General features: G+C 70.0%; 15 protein-coding genes. 11 read left to right on the plus strand and 4 right to left on the minus strand.

Going from position 1 to position 15200, the window contains the following annotated elements; all coding sequences use genetic code 11:
* Positions 1-63: 63 nt before the first annotated feature.
* Entirely contained in the window at positions 64-624 is a 561-nt protein-coding gene (locus tag AC1DWJ_RS05495; RefSeq protein WP_457256152.1) for a hypothetical protein, read from the plus strand.
* A 70-nt stretch (positions 625-694) separates the two neighbouring features.
* On the opposite strand, the gene AC1DWJ_RS05500 is transcribed toward AC1DWJ_RS05495, so the two are convergent.
* Entirely contained in the window at positions 695-1846 is a 1152-nt protein-coding gene (locus AC1DWJ_RS05500) for an ABC transporter permease (RefSeq protein WP_457256153.1), read from the minus strand.
* A complete protein-coding gene (locus AC1DWJ_RS05505; protein ID WP_457256155.1) occupies positions 1843-2757 on the minus strand; it encodes an ABC transporter ATP-binding protein in 915 nt (304 codons plus the stop codon). The genes AC1DWJ_RS05500 and AC1DWJ_RS05505 overlap by 4 nt, the downstream gene beginning before the upstream one ends.
* Before the next feature lie 154 nt (positions 2758-2911).
* On the opposite strand from AC1DWJ_RS05505, the gene AC1DWJ_RS05510 reads away from it, so the two are divergent.
* Both AC1DWJ_RS05510 and AC1DWJ_RS05515 read left to right on the plus strand, forming a co-directional pair.
* Positions 2912-4183 (plus strand): aspartate kinase, encoded by a 1272-nt coding sequence (locus AC1DWJ_RS05510; RefSeq protein ID WP_457256156.1) that lies wholly within the window; start codon positions 2912-2914, stop codon positions 4181-4183.
* Positions 4180-5271 (plus strand): aspartate-semialdehyde dehydrogenase, encoded by a 1092-nt coding sequence (locus tag AC1DWJ_RS05515; protein WP_457256158.1) that lies wholly within the window; start codon positions 4180-4182, stop codon positions 5269-5271. The genes AC1DWJ_RS05510 and AC1DWJ_RS05515 overlap by 4 nt, the downstream gene beginning before the upstream one ends.
* A gap of 3 nt (positions 5272-5274) precedes the next feature.
* Here AC1DWJ_RS05515 and AC1DWJ_RS05520 read toward each other — a convergent pair whose 3' ends face one another.
* Positions 5275-5790, minus strand: coding sequence for a hypothetical protein (locus AC1DWJ_RS05520; protein WP_477620202.1), 516 nt, complete (start codon positions 5788-5790; stop codon positions 5275-5277).
* Positions 5791-5930: 140 nt separating this feature from the next.
* On the opposite strand from AC1DWJ_RS05520, the gene AC1DWJ_RS05525 reads away from it, so the two are divergent.
* Positions 5931-6785: a LytR C-terminal domain-containing protein gene (locus tag AC1DWJ_RS05525; RefSeq protein ID WP_477620203.1), complete on the plus strand. Its 855-nt coding sequence runs from the start codon at positions 5931-5933 to the stop codon at positions 6783-6785.
* Positions 6786-6839: 54 nt separating this feature from the next.
* On the opposite strand, the gene AC1DWJ_RS05530 is transcribed toward AC1DWJ_RS05525, so the two are convergent.
* Positions 6840-6986 carry a hypothetical protein gene (locus tag AC1DWJ_RS05530; protein WP_477620204.1) on the minus strand — a complete coding sequence of 49 codons (147 nt, stop codon included), beginning with the start codon at positions 6984-6986 and terminating at the stop codon, positions 6840-6842.
* A gap of 778 nt (positions 6987-7764) precedes the next feature.
* Here AC1DWJ_RS05530 and AC1DWJ_RS05535 point away from each other — a divergent pair.
* The 7 genes from AC1DWJ_RS05535 to AC1DWJ_RS05565 all read left to right on the plus strand — a co-directional run bounded on the left by AC1DWJ_RS05535 (position 7765) and on the right by AC1DWJ_RS05565 (position 15196).
* Positions 7765-8688: a M15 family metallopeptidase gene (locus AC1DWJ_RS05535; RefSeq protein WP_477620205.1), complete on the plus strand. Its 924-nt coding sequence runs from the start codon at positions 7765-7767 to the stop codon at positions 8686-8688.
* Positions 8685-9530, plus strand: coding sequence for a L,D-transpeptidase family protein (locus AC1DWJ_RS05540; protein ID WP_477620206.1), 846 nt, complete (start codon positions 8685-8687; stop codon positions 9528-9530). The genes AC1DWJ_RS05535 and AC1DWJ_RS05540 overlap by 4 nt, the downstream gene beginning before the upstream one ends.
* 57 nt (positions 9531-9587) lie before the next feature.
* Positions 9588-10787: a pyrophosphate--fructose-6-phosphate 1-phosphotransferase gene (locus AC1DWJ_RS05545; protein WP_477620207.1), complete on the plus strand. Its 1200-nt coding sequence runs from the start codon at positions 9588-9590 to the stop codon at positions 10785-10787.
* Positions 10788-10800: 13 nt separating this feature from the next.
* Complete coding sequence (locus tag AC1DWJ_RS05550) at positions 10801-12531, plus strand: AMP-binding protein (RefSeq protein ID WP_477620208.1); 1731 nt, start codon at positions 10801-10803, stop codon at positions 12529-12531.
* A gap of 184 nt (positions 12532-12715) precedes the next feature.
* A complete protein-coding gene (locus AC1DWJ_RS05555) occupies positions 12716-13972 on the plus strand; it encodes an NHL repeat-containing protein (RefSeq protein ID WP_477620209.1) in 1257 nt (418 codons plus the stop codon).
* The gene (locus AC1DWJ_RS05560; protein WP_477620210.1) at positions 13972-14448 is read left to right on the plus strand and encodes a hypothetical protein; all 477 of its coding nucleotides are present in this window, start codon (positions 13972-13974) and stop codon (positions 14446-14448) included. Before AC1DWJ_RS05555 ends, AC1DWJ_RS05560 begins: the two co-directional genes overlap by 1 nt.
* Positions 14449-14455: 7 nt before the next feature.
* The gene (locus tag AC1DWJ_RS05565) at positions 14456-15196 is read left to right on the plus strand and encodes a hypothetical protein (RefSeq protein WP_477620211.1); all 741 of its coding nucleotides are present in this window, start codon (positions 14456-14458) and stop codon (positions 15194-15196) included.
* Positions 15197-15200: the final 4 nt, after the last annotated feature.

Here is a 15200-nt window from a genome sequence, read left to right on the forward strand (position 1 = left end):
GGTTCGCAGCCGGGGCCGCCCAAGGGATCGTAGGCACCGCAGGGACGACTGAAGGGAAGTCCCATGAGGAAGTTGCTGATCTCTGCCTGTGGCGTCCTGGCTCTGGCCTTCACGATGGCCCTGCCGGCCCAGGCCGCACCGTTGGAGCGCGAGCACTACAGCGGCTCCGACTCCTTCGACTTCGACGACTGTGGCCCGCTCATCCACAACGAGACGACGTTCGAAGGCGTCTTCATGCTCAAGGCGCCCACGAAGCCTGGTGCGCCGCCCCGCTACTTCGACAACTACGAGGTTCACGAGGTCCTGACGGCCAACGACAGGAGCCTGACGATCGACCACAACGGTCTGTACAAGGACCTGCACGCGACGCTGGTCTCGGGCACGACGTACCGGTTCGAGGCCCAGGAGTCGGGTCAGCCGTTCGTCGTGCGGGACGACACCGGTGCCGTCCTCTTCCATGACCGCGGCGTCCTCAAGACCGCCTTCCTCGTCGACACCATGGGTGACAACGACCTCGACAACGACGTGTTCATCGAGGGCAGCTTCGAGCTGCTGGCCGACCACGGCAGCCACCCGGGGTTCTACCTCGACTTCTGTGAGGTGCTGGCCGACTACTTCGGCTGACCCCGCGAGCGATGGGTATGCCGCGTGGCCGAGGCGGCCACGCGGCATACCTGTGTCGAGCGGTGAGCCGTCAGGCGATGCGGGTGCCGTTGGGGAGGCGGCGGATCGGCGTCCGCAAGCGGCTGCCGGCCAGGACCGTCGCGCCGGCGCCGGCGACCAGCAGGAAGGCCAGGCCGTAGGGCCACACCGGGGCGGTGTCGAGGGCACTCTCCAGGGGGTCCCCGGAGTTCTCCTCGCTGAAGCCGCCGCGACTCCCCGACACGTAGCCGGTGCACTCGTCGTGCACGTCGCTCGGCCCGTTGCGGGCGGCCCGCACCCCGGCGCTGATCCACCGCATCGGGGTGAACCCCATGGAGTACATCCCCTCGTCCTTGGGCGGCTGTGACGGGGCTGCGTCGGCCACCACCACGAACGGGTTGAGCGGCAGCATCCACCAGATCCGCTCGGTGTGCGCGACTGTCGCCGTGCGGGTGAAGGTCACGCAGTCGGCCCGGGTGGGCTCGGCCTGGCTCTTCTGGATCTGTTCGAGCTGCTCGGGGGTCAGGTTGGGGTCGGCGGGGTCGAAGGCCGGCGCCTGGTGCTCCTCGTACCACGAGTCCGGGACGCCGAAGACCTGCTGCTGCTCCTCCTGCGTCACCAGGAAGGCGCTGAGCCCGAACCCGATGGTCGTGCCGAAGACGAGCGCGCCCATCGTCAGGTAGGTGAGCACCGCCGAGGAGACCGGGCGTGCCGTGAGCGTCGAGAACATCAGGCCGACGGCGCAGACGACCGCGAGCACGAGCACCAGCACGAGCAGCGACAGCGCGATCCGGCCGCCGGAGATCCCGCCCTCGGCCCACGCCCACGCCAGGAACGGCAGGGCGGTCGCCAGGAACGCCAGCGCGACCACCCACGCGGACAGCAGCTTGCCGAGCGCGATGTCCCACTCCGTGAGCAGGGTCGTCTGGAGGGTGGCGAGCACGCCGTGTTCGCGGTCACCGTTCACCGAGGTCGCGGTGAGCGACGGGACGATCAGCATCGACAGGCCGAGCACGAAGAAGACGACGATGTCGTACATCGCGGAGCCGGACCTGAGGTCGGGGTCGTTGGTGGCCCAGTAGGAGAGGAAGCTGATGCCTGCGATGAGCAGCACCCAGATCCCGAAGACGATCGGCCACCGCGACGTGCGCAGGCGCTGACGCAGCTCGAGGGCGGCGATGGTCTTGATCCCGTGCCAGCTCATCGTCGGTCCTCCGTCGCTGCGAGGTAGGCGGACTCGAGGGCGCCCTGGCTCGGGGCGAACGCGATGACGCGGATGCCGTCGCCGACCAGGTCGGCCAGCAGGCGGGCTGCGTTCTCCTCGCCGGCCACCTCCACCTCGGTGAGGCCACCACCGACCTTGGTGGCAGGGACGTGTTTCTCCTCGAGCCAGCTCGCGAGCCGTTCGGGGTCGAGCGAGTCGATCCGCCACGACGCGGTGGCCGTCGCGATGAAGCCGGCGTCGAGGCTCTGCGTCTCGAGGCTGCGTCCGCGCGCCACGATGACGGCGCGGTCGGCCACCTCCTGCAGCTCGGTGAGGATGTGGCTCGAGACCAGGACGGTCTTGCCCTGGGCAGCCAGTCCTCGGAGCACGTCACGCAGCTCGATGCGGCTGCGCGGGTCGAGCCCGGATGCCGGCTCGTCGAGCAGCAGGACGGAGGGGTCGTTGATGAGCGCGCGGGCCAGCCCGAGACGCTGCTTCTGCCCCCGCGACAGGACCCGGGCGCGGCGGTCCGCGAGGTCATCGAGGTGCACGGTGTGCAGCAGCTCGTCGGCGCGAGTGCGCGCCTGGCCAGGCGCGATCCGGTATGCCGCGGCGATGGTCAGCAGCACCTCGCGCACGGTGAGCGCGTCCCAGGTGCCGAAGCCGTCGGGCATCCAGCCGATCTTCGCCCGGACCTCGGTCGGCTGGGTGACCGGGTCGAGCCCGTCGACCCGGATCTGCCCGTGGTCGGGCACCAGCAAGGTCGCCAACATCAGCAACAGCGTGGTCTTGCCGGAACCGTTGGGACCGATGAGGGCGGTGACCTCGCCCGGCTCAGCCGTGAGGCTGATGTCCTCCACGGCGAGCACGTCCCCGAATGCCCGCCGCACCCCCTGCACCTCGATGCTCATGCGCGAAGGCTAGCGGCGCGCGTCCCCCGGGACCTCCGCTTTCGTACTCACCTGCGCGTCCGGCATACGGCACTCGCGTCCCACGATGAGGACGGTAGATAGACTGACCGCCCGATCCACCCGCACTGCCCGCCGTGGTCCCAGGAGAAGCACCGTGCCCATCGTCGTCCAGAAGTACGGCGGCTCCTCGCTCGCCGATGCCGCGAGCATCAAGCGCGTCGCCAGGCGGATCGCCGAGTCGAAGAAGGCCGGCAACGACGTCTGCGTGGCGGTCTCGGCCATGGGCGACAGCACCGACGAGCTGCTCGACCTCGCCAACCAGGTGAGCCCGCAGCCACCCCCGCGCGAGCTGGACATGCTCCTCACCGCAGGCGAGCGCATCTCGATGGCGTTGGTGGCCATGGCGATCGCCGACCTCGGCTACACCGTGCGCTCCTTCACCGGCAGCCAGGCGGGGGTCATCACCGACTCCAGCCACGGCAAGGCGCGCATCATCGACGTCACCCCGGGCCGCGTCACCGACGCGCTCGACAAGGGGCACATCGTCATCGTGGCCGGGTTCCAGGGCGTCAGCCAGGACACCAAGGAGATCACCACCCTCGGTCGAGGGGGCACCGACACCACCGCCGTCGCGCTCGCCGCTGCCCTCAACGCCGACGTGTGCGAGATCTACACCGACGTCGATGGCGTCTTCACCGCCGACCCGCGAATCGTCCCGTCCGCCAAGAAGATCCACCGCATCTCCAACGAGGAGATGCTCGAGCTGGCGGCCTCCGGCTCCAAGGTCCTGCACCTGCGCAGCGTCGAGTACGCCCGCCGCTTCGACATCCCGATCCACGTCCGCAGCTCCTTCTCAGCGAAGGAGGGCACCATCGTCACGGACAAACCAGCTGAAGGAGACACCGTGGAAGCCCCGATCATCGCCGGTGTCGCACACGACCGCAGCGAGGCCAAGATCACCGTCGTCGGAGTCCCGGACCACCCGGGCAAGGCTGCCGCGATCTTCCAGACCTGCGCCGACGCCGAGATCAACATCGACATGATCGTCCAGAACGTGTCGGCGACCGAGACCGGCCTGACCGACATCTCGTTCACCTGCCCCAAGACCGACGGTCAGACCGGGGTGCACGCCCTGAAGAAGGTCCAGGAAGCGGTGGGCTTCGCGTCCATCCAGTACGACGACCAGATCGGCAAGCTGTCCTTGGTCGGGGCCGGCATGCGGTCACACCCCGGTGTCTCCGCGACCTTCTTCAAGGCGCTGGCCGACACCGGCGTCAACATCGAGATGATCTCCACCTCGGAGATCCGCATCTCGGTCGTGACGCGGGCCGACGTGCTCGACGACGCCGTCCGGGCCGTGCACTCGGCGTTCGGGTTGGACTCCACGGAAGGCGAAGCCGTGGTCTACGGAGGCACCGGCCGGTGACCTCACTCGCCTCGAAGGCCCCGCGCCCGACCCTCGCCCTGGTCGGTGCCACCGGAGCCGTGGGGGCGGTGACCCAGCAGGTGCTCGCGATGCGGGCCGACATCTGGGGCGAGATCCGCGCCGCCGCCGCGCCCGAGGACGCCGGCACGGTGCTCACCGTCTGTGGCCGTGAGGTCGTCGTGCAGGAGCTGTCGCCGGAGTTCTTCGACGGCGTGGACATCGCCCTGGTCGACGTGCCGCCTCCCGTGGCTGCGCACTGGGCGCCCATCGCTGCCGCGCGCGGCGCGGTCGTCATCGACAACAGCTCGGCCCTGCGTGGCGACCCCGACATCCCGCTGGTCGTGCCCGAGGTCAACCCGCTGCAGATCCGCAACCGGCCCAAGGGGATCATCGCGAACCCGGGCGCCACGACCCTGACGATGATCGACGCCCTCGGGGTGCTGCACGCCGGGTGGGAGCTCACCGAGCTGGTCGTCGCCTCGTACCAGGCCGCCTCAGGAGCGGGTCGCGTCGGCATGGCCCGGCTCTACGACGAGCTCGAGGTCGTGGCCGGGCACCGCGAGCTGGGACACCAGTCCGGCGACGTGCGTCGACTCATCGAGCACGAGCTCGGCACGATGTCGCCCTTCCCGGCGCCGCTGGCCCTCAATGTCGTGCCGTGGATCGGCACCGCGGCCGAGGACGGCTGGACGTCGGAGGAGCTCAAGATCCGCAACGAGACGCGCAAGGTGCTGGGGCTGCCTGACCTGCGCGTCTCCGCCACCTGCGTGCGCGTGCCCGTCATCACCACGCACTCGGTTGCGGTCCATGCGACGTTCGCGCGACGCATCGACGTCGCCGAGGCACGTCAGGCCCTCGTCGAGGCCCCGGCAGTGGTCGTGCTCGACGACCCCGGCAGCCTGGAGTTCCCGACGCCGTCCGACATCGTGGGCTCCGACCCGCGGTTCGCCGGGCGCCTGCGACAGGCGCTCGACTTCCCGAACACGCTGGACTTCTTCATCTGCGGCGACAACCTGCGCAAGGGCGGCGCGCTCAACATGGTGCAGGTCGCCGAGCTCGTGGCGAAGGACCTGGCCGTCGTCCGCTGATCCTCAGTCGTCGAGGGTGGCCCGCAGGCCTGCCTCGCCCACGGAGAGCTGGAGCCTGCCCTTCGCGGGCAGGTCGACCACGGCGCAGCCCTTGAGGATGTCGACCTGGGGCGCCTCGACCAGCCGGCACACGGTATGCCGTCCGGTCGCCGTGAGCGTGAACGTCCCGTCCGCGTCGATGGTGGCCAAGGTCCCTCCGGCGCGGGTGACGTCGTCGTGCAGGACGCGCCCGCCCACGTAGGGCAGGTCACCGGTGCTCGGCACGTCGAGGCCGGCCCCGGAGAGGAACCCCAGCAGGGCGTCGTCCCCGAAGGCCGCGACCCAGCCGCCGCCGAGCGGTCGGTCGCCCTTGCCCGTGTCGTCGACCGCGACGACCTTGCCCTCGAGGCGGTCCGGGCCGCCGCACCCCGCGAGCACCGGGACGGCGAGCAGGACGGCCGTGGCAGCGCCGACGAGCCGGCGGCCTCCCGGGGCTCGGACGGGCAGCGCTCGCGCGGGCGTGCGGTCGGAGGCGGTCATGGGGCGACATCCTCGTGCACGGCCGCCCCGGCGATCACGGCTCGGTGACGAAACGGGTCGTCAGCGTGTCGCTTGACCTGTGACAGATGTGACTGATGTGACTATTGGGACTCGACGGGAGCACGAGCCAGGGGGCAGCCATGAAGGACGAGAACCTCACACCGACGCAGCTGTGGCGCAAGCACCGGATGCGCCAGGTGATGCTGTTCGTCACGATCCCCGGCGTGATCCTCGGCACCGCGAGCATCACCGCCGCCTACTCGGCCGGGTGGATGACGCCGCCGGCTCCGAAGCCTGTGTGCAGCCCCGTCGTCGTGCCCGCGCCAGCGAGGGCGTCGTTCACCGTGAACGTCATGAACGCCACTGGCCGCACCGGCGTCGCCGGGCAGGTCGCGTCCGGCCTGGGCAAGCGGAAGTTCACCGTCGGCGGCATCAGCAACGCCCCCGAGTCCTGGTACGTCACCCAGTCGGCGGTCGTGCACCACGGACCCGACGGTCTCGACCAGGCCCTGCTCACCGCGTCCCAGATCCCCGGCGCGAAGCTCTTCGCCGACTCGCGCAAGGGCACCTCGGTCGACGTCGTCGTCGGGCTCGCCTACAAGGACATGGTCGCGATCCCGCCCCGGCTCAAGCCGATCCCGAGCGAGGTCAAGGTCAACGTCTACAACACCACGTACAAGACCGGTCTGGCCAAGACCGTCGCCGACGACGTCGCCGGCCGCGGCTTCAAGGTCAAGGACGTCTCCAACGACCCCCAGCGCACCATGCAGCTCGGCACCGCCGTGATCCGCTACGGCGAGCAGGGCGACCTCGCGGCAGCCCTGCTCAAGGGCCACGTGCCGGGGGCGCAGCTGGTGAAGGACGACCGCCTCGACGCGACCCTCGACCTCGTCATCGGCAACGCCTACACAGCGCTGACCCCCACCAGTGAGGTCCCCCCGCTGCCGCCCCGTCCCAAGCAGCAGACGCCCACCATTGCCCGACCCTGCACGTGACACTCGTGCGGGTTGTTCTGTCGAATGGTTGGGGCGCGCTCCGATGGCGTGGGTTCAGATGGCCTGGATGACCGACTGGAGCAGCCGGTCCCAGTGACCTGTCGCAACCAAGCCGGCGACGATGAGCAGCAGTGCCCCGGTGCCCCCCTGCAGGCCCCGACTGACCTGACCGATGAATGTGCGTATGCGCGGCAAGCTCATCAGACCGAGCAGGACAGCGCAGAGTGGGGCGACCACACCAAGCACATAACTCGTCAGAACGAGGCAGGCAAGGCCGAGGGAGTGGATATGTGATGCCGCGACAACGCCCAGGCCCACCGCGGGACCTGCGCACGGTGTCCATCCGACGCCCACCGCCAGTCCGGTCAGGAGTGGCACCGCTCGGCCCCTGCTCGTGCTGCTCGGTAGGTCAGCGTGCCCCCGCGGTTCGGCAGGACGCCAAGGACCAGGAGCCCAGCAAGCGCCAGCAAGGCGGCGGGGACCAGCGACCAAGGCGGCCGGAGCAGTGACACACCCGTCGAAAGCGCCGCCCCCACGGCCACCACGGCAGCCAGGCCGAGGGCAATCGATGACGCAAAGACCACGATCGCAATGACCTTCGACCACCTGGTGCGGGGATCGATGGCATACGTGCGTGCAACCACCGCCAGCAGGCCGGGAATCACGGGGAGTGTGCATGGGGAGAGGACGACGAGCGCGCCTGAGAGAAAGGCGAACGCTGCCGGGGTCAGCACCGGGATACCGCTGTTCGACGATGGGCCATGGCAGTCACCAGTCCAACTTCTGCTCAACGCGTGTCTCCGTGAAAGGACTCCCTACCCGTCAGGACGTCGAACTGCGATGTTGATGACGCGAGGTCTTCGTCTTGCGGGTGTTACTCGGTCGAGCCCGCCGAGGGCCCACCGGGTGACCAGCTGCTGAGAGCGCGGCGCGCCCGGACTGGATTCGAGGGGGACGAACAGGGCACAGTGGGTGCCCGATGACGCCTCGCCCTGTGTATGCCGTGCCCCTGGTGTCCCTCGTGTGTCTCGCCCTCGCGGCGTGCGGGGGTGACCCGGGCGGCTCCGTCGCCCCCACCTCGGTGGCCACCACCACCCCGAGCGGCGCGACCACCACGGCCACGTCCACGACTACGACGACCAGCCGGACGACGAAGCCCTCGACGACCACGACCACGACCAAGGCCGCGCCGCGCAGCACCACCGTGGCACCACCGAAGCCCAAGCCGGTCACTGCACTCGCTCCCGTGCCGCGGGCCGGGGCCGAGCCGACCGTCCGCTTCCCGAGGAACGAGCCCGCTGTCGGCTCGGGGGCCAACGCCTCGATCGCGCGGGTGCCGGACTCGGTCTGGAACCGCATGGTCGGGGTCTCGTGGACCCAGGGCTGCCCGGTCGGCCGCTCCCAGCTGCGCTACGTCCGCGTGAACTTCTGGGGCTTCGATGGCAAGCGCTCGCGGGGCTCGCTCGTGGTCAACGCATCGATCGCCGACGAGACCGCCGCAGCCTTCGCCCGGCTCTACTCCGTGCAGTTCCGGATCCGTCAGATGAAGCCGATGGACTCGACCTGGGGCAAGAACCCCAAGGGTCCGGGGGCCAACGACTACGCCGCGATGGAGGCCGACAACACCTCTGCCTTCAACTGTCGCTACGTCGGCGGCGAGGAGGCCAGCAAGGTCTACAGCAAGCACGCCTACGGCACGGCGATCGACGTCAACGACTTCGAGAACCCCTATGTCGCTGACGACGGCACGGTCTACCCCGACCGCTACTGGCTGCACCGTCGCGGCCCTGCTCCGGGGGTCTTCTCCTCCAGCGGGAGCGCTGCCGTGCGGGCGTTCACGAGCCAGGGCCTGCGCTGGGGCGGGCTCTGGAACAACCCCGACTACCAGCACTTCGACCGATGACCCGGCCCCCGACGACCCGGCTCCGGCTCCAGCTGGTCGGCGCGCTCGGCGTCGCAACGGCCCTCGTGGCCGGCTGCGGTGGGGGCGAGCCCGAGGCAGCCGCCCCCACGTCAGCCCCGACGGCGACCACGCCCTCGTCGACCACCACGAGCGCAACGACCACGAGCACGACCACAGCGACGACGACGACCAAGCCGGTCCCCAAGCCCAGCACGAGCACGCGCAAAGCGACCCCCACGTCGAGGCCCAAGCCGAGCCCGAAGCCCACGTCCAAGCCCACCGGCGCGACCTGCACGGTGCCGTCGGGGGTCAGGGCGGCGCAGGTCGTCCTCGTGACGTCGTCCGGCTCCAGCGCGACCGTCCGGGCCTGCCGCCGCACCTCGAGTGGCTACATCCGCGACCTCGGTCCCTTCTATGGCCACGTCGGGCGCAACGGGGTGAGCTGGTCGAAGCGCGAGGGCGACCTCAAGACCCCCGCCGGCACCTACCCCCTGCGCGGCGGCTTCGGCGCCAGGGCCAACCCGGGCCTGGCCCAGGGCTGGTTCCGCGTCGACAGCAACGACGTCTGGGTCGACGACAGCCAGTCGAGCCTCTACAACACTCACCAGCGCAAGCCGGTCTCCGGTCGGTGGGACTCGGCGGAGAACCTGCTCAACACACCCGCCTACAACTACGCCCAGGTGATCGGCTACAACGAGTCGCGCACGCCGGGCAAGGGCTCGGCGATCTTCTTCCACGTCGACACCGGGGGCGGGACCGCGGGCTGCGTCTCGCTGCCGACCTCGTCGCTCCTGGCGGTGCTCCGGTGGGAGCGCTCGGGCGCGGTCATGTCGATCAGCTGAGCCCCACTCCTGAGACCACGCTGGCAGCGCCACCCCCGACACGGCAGAGTGGGCCGCATGACCGTGAAGACCGTCGCCATGCTCACCGCCGGTGGCCTCGCCCCCTGCCTGTCCTCCGCCGTCGGCGGCCTCATCGAGCGCTACTCCGAGGTCGCCCCGGACGTGCGGATCATGGCCTACCGCAACGGGTATGCCGGCCTGCTCACCGGTGACTCGGTGGAGGTCACCGACGAGGTGCGCGCCACCGCGCACCTCCTGCACCGGTTCGGTGGCAGCCCGATCGGCAACAGCCGGGTCAAGCTCACCAACGTCAAGGACTGCGTCAAGCGCGGGCTGGTCAAGGAAGGCCAGGACCCCCTCCACGTCGCGGCCGAGCAGCTGACCCGGGACGGCGTCGACGTCCTGCACACGATCGGCGGTGACGACACGAACGGCACGGCAGCCGACCTCGCGGCATACCTGCACTCCAACGGCTATGAGCTGACTGTCGTCGGGCTGCCCAAGACGATCGACAACGACGTCATCCCGATCCGCCAGTCGCTCGGGGCGTGGACGGCCGCCGAGCAGGGCGCGGTCTTCGCGCGCAACGTGATCGCCGAGCACTCCGCCAACCCCCGCATGCTCATCGTGCACGAGGTGATGGGGCGCAACTGCGGGTGGCTGACGGCGGCCACGGCGCTGGCCCACCACCAGTGGGTGCAGGGCACCGAGTTCAGCGGCTGGCTCGAGAACTCGCCCGAGCGCTGGGACGTGCACGGCGTCTTCGTGCCCGAGCAGCCGCTCGACATCGACAGCGAGGCGAAGCGTCTGCGCACCGTCATGGACGAGCTCGACGGCGTGAACCTCTTCGTGTCCGAAGGTGCGGGCGTCACCGAGATCGTCGCCGCGATGGAGGCGGCCGGGCAGGACGTGCCGCGCGACCCGTTCGGCCACGTGCAGCTGGACAAGGTCAACCCGGGTGCGTGGTTCGCGAAGCAGTTCGCCGACCAGCTCGGCGCCGACAAGGTGCTCGTCCAGAAGAGCGGCTACTTCTCCCGGTCGGCTGCCGCGAACGACGCCGACCTCGCGCTGATCCGGGACTGCACGACGTATGCCGTGGACGCGGCGCTGCGGGGCGAGTCCGGGGTGGTCGGCCACGACGAGGACCAGGACGACGCGCTGCGGGCCATCGAGTTCGACCGGATCAAGGGCGGCAAGGCCTTCGACCCCACGACGGACTGGTACACCGCCCTGCTTGCCGACATCGGCCAGTCGTAGCAGGGTCGGGCGCATGGCACCCACCTGGCCCAGCCCCGTTCACCGCGCCCCAGGACCCAGCACCACGGCATACCGGGAAGCGCGGGACACGCTCGTCGCACTCTCCGGCCAGCACGACCGCGCGGTGCGAGAGTTCCGTTGGCCCGACGTGGGGGAGCGGTTCAACTGGGCGGTCGACTGGTTCGACGCGATCGCCCGGGGCAACGACGCGACCGCCCTCTGGATCGTCGAGGAGGACGGCAGCGAGCGCAAGCAGAGCTTCGACGAGATCGCGACCCGGTCCGACCAGGTCGCCGGCTGGCTCTCCGGGCTCGGGGTGGCCAAGGGCGACCGGGTGCTCCTCATGCTCGGCAACCAGCTGGAGCTGTGGGAGGCGATGCTCGGGGTGTTCAAGCTGGGCGCCGTCGTCATGCCCACCACGACCGCCCTCGGGCCGGCCGACCTGCGCGACCGCGTCGACCGCGGCGTCGCGAAGGTCGTCGTGGCCAACGCCTCCGACGCGCCCAAGTTCGACGAGGTGCCGGGCGACTACCTGCGGGTGAGCGTCGGCGAGGCGGATGGCTGGCACACCTACACCGATGCGTATGCCGTGCAACCGCTGCCCTTCGAGACGGTCACGGCACCCAGCGACCCCATGCTCGTGTACTTCACCTCAGGCACCACCAGCAAGCCCAAACTCGTTGAGCACACCCAGGTTTCGTACCCGGTGGGTCACCTCTCGACGATGTACTGGATCGGCGCGAGGCCGGGTGACGTCCACCTCGCGATCAGCTCGCCGGGCTGGGCCAAGCACGCGTGGTCGTGCTTCTTCGCCCCGTGGATCGCGGAGGCGACGATCTTCGTCTACAACTACACGCGGTTCGACGCCGGGGCGCTGCTCGACCAGATCCGCCGGGCCGAGGTGACGACCTTCTGCGCCCCGCCGACGGTGTGGCGGATGCTCATCCAGGCCGACCTCAGCGGGGGCAAGGGTGAGCTGCGCGAGCTCCTCGCCGCCGGGGAGCCGCTCAACCCCGAGGTCATCGCCCAGGTCGAGCGCGCGTGGGGCCTGGTGATCCGTGACGGCTACGGGCAGACCGAGACGACCCTGCAGGTGGGCAACATCGCCGGCGAGCCGCTCAAGCCCGGGTCGATGGGCCGGCCGATGCCGGGCGTCCCGGTGGCCCTGGTCGACCCGCTCACCGGCGAGCTCGCCGACGAGGGGGAGATCGTCCTCGACCTGTCGAAGCACCCGGTCAACCTCATGACCGGCTACCTCGGCGACGACGAGCGGCAGGCCGACGCGATGGCCGGCGGTTACTACCACACGGGCGACGTGGCCCAGCGGGACGCGGACGGCTACATCACCTACATCGGCCGCACCGACGACGTGTTCAAGGCGAGTGACTACAAGGTCTCGCCCTTCGAGCTCGAGAGCGTGCTGATCGAGCACCCGGCGGTCGCGGAGGCGGCCGTGGTCCCGGCTCCCGACCCGACCCGGCTGGCCGTGCCCAAGGCCTACATCGCCCTCGCGCCGGGCTGGGAGCCCGACGCGGAGACCGCCAAGGCGATTCTCGGCTACGCCCGAGGCCACCTGGCGCCCTACCTGCGGGTGCGAAGGATCGAGTTCTTCGAGCTGCCCAAGACGATCTCCGGGAAGATCCGGCGGGTGGAGCTCCGCGAGCGCGAGCAGCACGCCTTCGACGGCGGGACCTCGCTGTCCGAGGAGTTCCGCGACGACCAGTTCCCCGACCTGTTGTCCTGACGCCGCCTCGCGCGATCCCAGTCTGGCAAGGGCATTCCGGCCATTACGGGCATCTGGGTGCCAGTGGTCGTGGTTGGTCTCAGTGGATGGTCGTTGAGGGCTTTCGAGGCCGTTGGACCCCGAGTACCGTGAAATCGGCGGTCCGCCGGGTCCGCTGGGGTACCAGAGCGGGCCGGGGCTGCCAGTGCGGACTTACCCATATGCCTTTCACGTCGCCCTCGACGGCAACGGACTGAACGGTCTCGAGGGCAGGGCGGGCGTGTGCCTGTTCCACTACGACCCAGTCACCGGCGACCACGCCTACAAGGTCACCTACTTCGGCGGAGCGTCTGGAGGGCACGCGCCGAGCGTGGACCCGAGCCGGCGAATCGGCTTCCTGGGCAACACCGGTCAGCACCTGCTCTTCTACGACCTCGCGACGCTGGAGGAGGCCGACCGGGTCTCGACGCTGCGGTTCGAGGTGCCTGACACCACGATCAAGGGAAGCACCCACCTCGTCTGGCTCGACGACACCCAGTTCGTCACCTCGATCGGCGAACACCTGTGGAAGTTCGACGTCAACCGCCTCACGAAGGCCGAGCAGGTCGCGCCGCACGGGCTGAAGATCCCGCACGCGATGAAGCGCACCGCCTCCGGCCGCTACATCGTCTACGGGGGGATGGACCACCCGAGCCGCGGCGAGGCCAAGGAGGTCGGGATCCTCGACACGGTGACAGGGGAGGTCCGCCGGATCACCCTGCCGACCACCTGCTGGCACGTTGTCTGCCACCCGGTGCTCGACGTCTTCTACGCGATCTCGTTCAGGGTCAACGCTGCCGACCGCTCCGACTACGCACACTGGGGCATGGCCTGGTTGCGCCAGTACGCCTTCGAGATCGACGCCGAGGACGGTCGGGTCGTGCGTCACTGGGCGGCCGATCGCGACCTGCCGGCCCACATCAACTCCGACGTGACGATCTCCGACTCCGAGCTGATCTTCTGCACCGGTGGCAGCCACACGGTGGTCTTCGTCGACCTGCTCACGCTGAGCCGGCACCGGCTCATCGACGAGCACCCGGGGGCGCTCGAGAGCCTCGCGCTCACCCGTCAGTCGGCCAGCACCGTCGCGGAGTCGGTCATGCGCGGCAACTTCTTCAGCAACTCCAACCTGTATGCCGAGTCGTTGCGCGTGAGCCGCGGCGCGCTGGTCGACGGCATCTACGCCTGCCAGCTCTCGGCCGACCAGACCCTGCTCTTCACCGCGAACCGAGGGCAGAACCACATCACCGTCTACGACTACCCGTCCCTGGAGGTCCGCGACCGCATCGTCATGCCGGAGCTCCAGGAGTTCGACCCACGGTTGGCCGCCTGGGGTGACCCCCGGCTGGGGTTCCACCACTCCTACCTCGTCAGTCCCGACCCGTCCTCGTCCGACGCACCCAGTCCCGCAGGAGCTCTCTGATGGCCGACTACACGATCGACACCACCGTCTTCGGCGGGAACACGTTCAGCTCCGACGTCACGGCCGACGTGACCTCGACCCTCACCGGGCTCGACACCATGAAGCTCACCCTTGCCGGCGGCACGACGAACACGAACAACGGCGAGAACACCGTCCACAGCGACGCCACCATCACCCTCGAGCCGGTCACGACGACATCGACGGTCAACACGACGTCGAGCCTCGAGTCGAGCTCCGACGTCACGTCCAACTCCACCGTCGCCACGACGTCGAGCGTCGACCTCAAGCCGGTGGCGGTCGACACCTGCGTGCGACTCGAGCTCGGTCCACCACCGGCCACCGAGGTGTGCACGCCCTACGAGCAGACGTGGGGGTGGTCGGTGCTCGGCCTGGAGCTGTTCGCGCTCACCGTCCGTGGCAGCGCGACGGCCCACATCCGGCCCGAACACCACGGCCCCGTCGTGATCGACGGGTGAGCGCGTCATGACCACCGCCCGTCGCCGACCAGCCGCCGCCTCCGCAGGTGGGGGCGCACGCAAGGCTGCCAAGGCATCCGCCGCGAAGTCCCCTGCCACCAAAGCCCGTGCGACCAGGGGTGCCGCGGTCGACCCGGCGTCTCCCGATGCCATCGTGCTGACCGGTCCGCCGGGACTGCTCAGGGCGACCGTCTCGGTCGAGAACGCCGTCGACCAGCGCGTCGCCGTGCGGGGACTTACCCTGCACCGCACCGGGCAGCAGGCCCTCTCGGGTGCCGGCGCTGCGGTGATCGCCCCGGGGGCCACGGCCCAGGTCCCGGTGTCCTTCCGCCTCGAGCCCGACACCCCGCCGGGTGAGTACCCCGCGGAGGTGGAGGTCGGCGGCATCCGTCGGGAGGCGGTGCTGCGGGTCGAGCCCGACCTCTCGATGCACGTCTCGCCCCGACGGGTGTTGGCTGAGGTCGGCAGCACGGCCGTCACGATCACCGTGACCAACGACGGCAACCTCCCGATCCCGCTGGCCGCGGTCGTGCGCGCCCGCACCGATGACGGAGGGCCCGACCCGGGCCCCGACGTCACCCTCACCCTGACCGACGCGACCACGGCCACGCCGGGCACCACCACCACGCTCCGGGGCAGCCTCAGCGTCCCCGAGGACCTCGACCCCACCCGTCGGCACCTCGCCCGCATCCCCGTCGGCACGGCCGACCTCGACGTCATCATCCTGCCTCGCGACCCATCGGAGTGATCAC

This window comes from Pedococcus sp. P2_D7 (genome assembly GCF_056404295.1).

What these genes read in the sequence shown, in the direction of transcription:
- AC1DWJ_RS05530 (WP_477620204.1), bottom strand. Translation starts at nt 6,986, where the DNA reads ATGAGCTTGCCGCGCATACGCACATTCATCGGTCAGGTCAGTCGGGGC.
- AC1DWJ_RS05495 (WP_457256152.1), top strand. Translation starts at nt 64, where the DNA reads ATGAGGAAGTTGCTGATCTCTGCCTGTGGCGTCCTGGCTCTGGCCTTC.
- AC1DWJ_RS05505 (WP_457256155.1), bottom strand. Translation starts at nt 2,757, where the DNA reads ATGAGCATCGAGGTGCAGGGGGTGCGGCGGGCATTCGGGGACGTGCTC.
- AC1DWJ_RS05540 (WP_477620206.1), top strand. Translation starts at nt 8,685, where the DNA reads ATGACCCGGCCCCCGACGACCCGGCTCCGGCTCCAGCTGGTCGGCGCG.
- AC1DWJ_RS05545 (WP_477620207.1), top strand. Translation starts at nt 9,588, where the DNA reads ATGACCGTGAAGACCGTCGCCATGCTCACCGCCGGTGGCCTCGCCCCC.
- AC1DWJ_RS05520 (WP_477620202.1), bottom strand. Translation starts at nt 5,790, where the DNA reads ATGACCGCCTCCGACCGCACGCCCGCGCGAGCGCTGCCCGTCCGAGCC.
- AC1DWJ_RS05525 (WP_477620203.1), top strand. Translation starts at nt 5,931, where the DNA reads ATGAAGGACGAGAACCTCACACCGACGCAGCTGTGGCGCAAGCACCGG.
- AC1DWJ_RS05560 (WP_477620210.1), top strand. Translation starts at nt 13,972, where the DNA reads ATGGCCGACTACACGATCGACACCACCGTCTTCGGCGGGAACACGTTC.
- AC1DWJ_RS05565 (WP_477620211.1), top strand. Translation starts at nt 14,456, where the DNA reads ATGACCACCGCCCGTCGCCGACCAGCCGCCGCCTCCGCAGGTGGGGGC.
- AC1DWJ_RS05535 (WP_477620205.1), top strand. Translation starts at nt 7,765, where the DNA reads ATGACGCCTCGCCCTGTGTATGCCGTGCCCCTGGTGTCCCTCGTGTGT.
- AC1DWJ_RS05500 (WP_457256153.1), bottom strand. Translation starts at nt 1,846, where the DNA reads ATGAGCTGGCACGGGATCAAGACCATCGCCGCCCTCGAGCTGCGTCAG.
- AC1DWJ_RS05550 (WP_477620208.1), top strand. Translation starts at nt 10,801, where the DNA reads ATGGCACCCACCTGGCCCAGCCCCGTTCACCGCGCCCCAGGACCCAGC.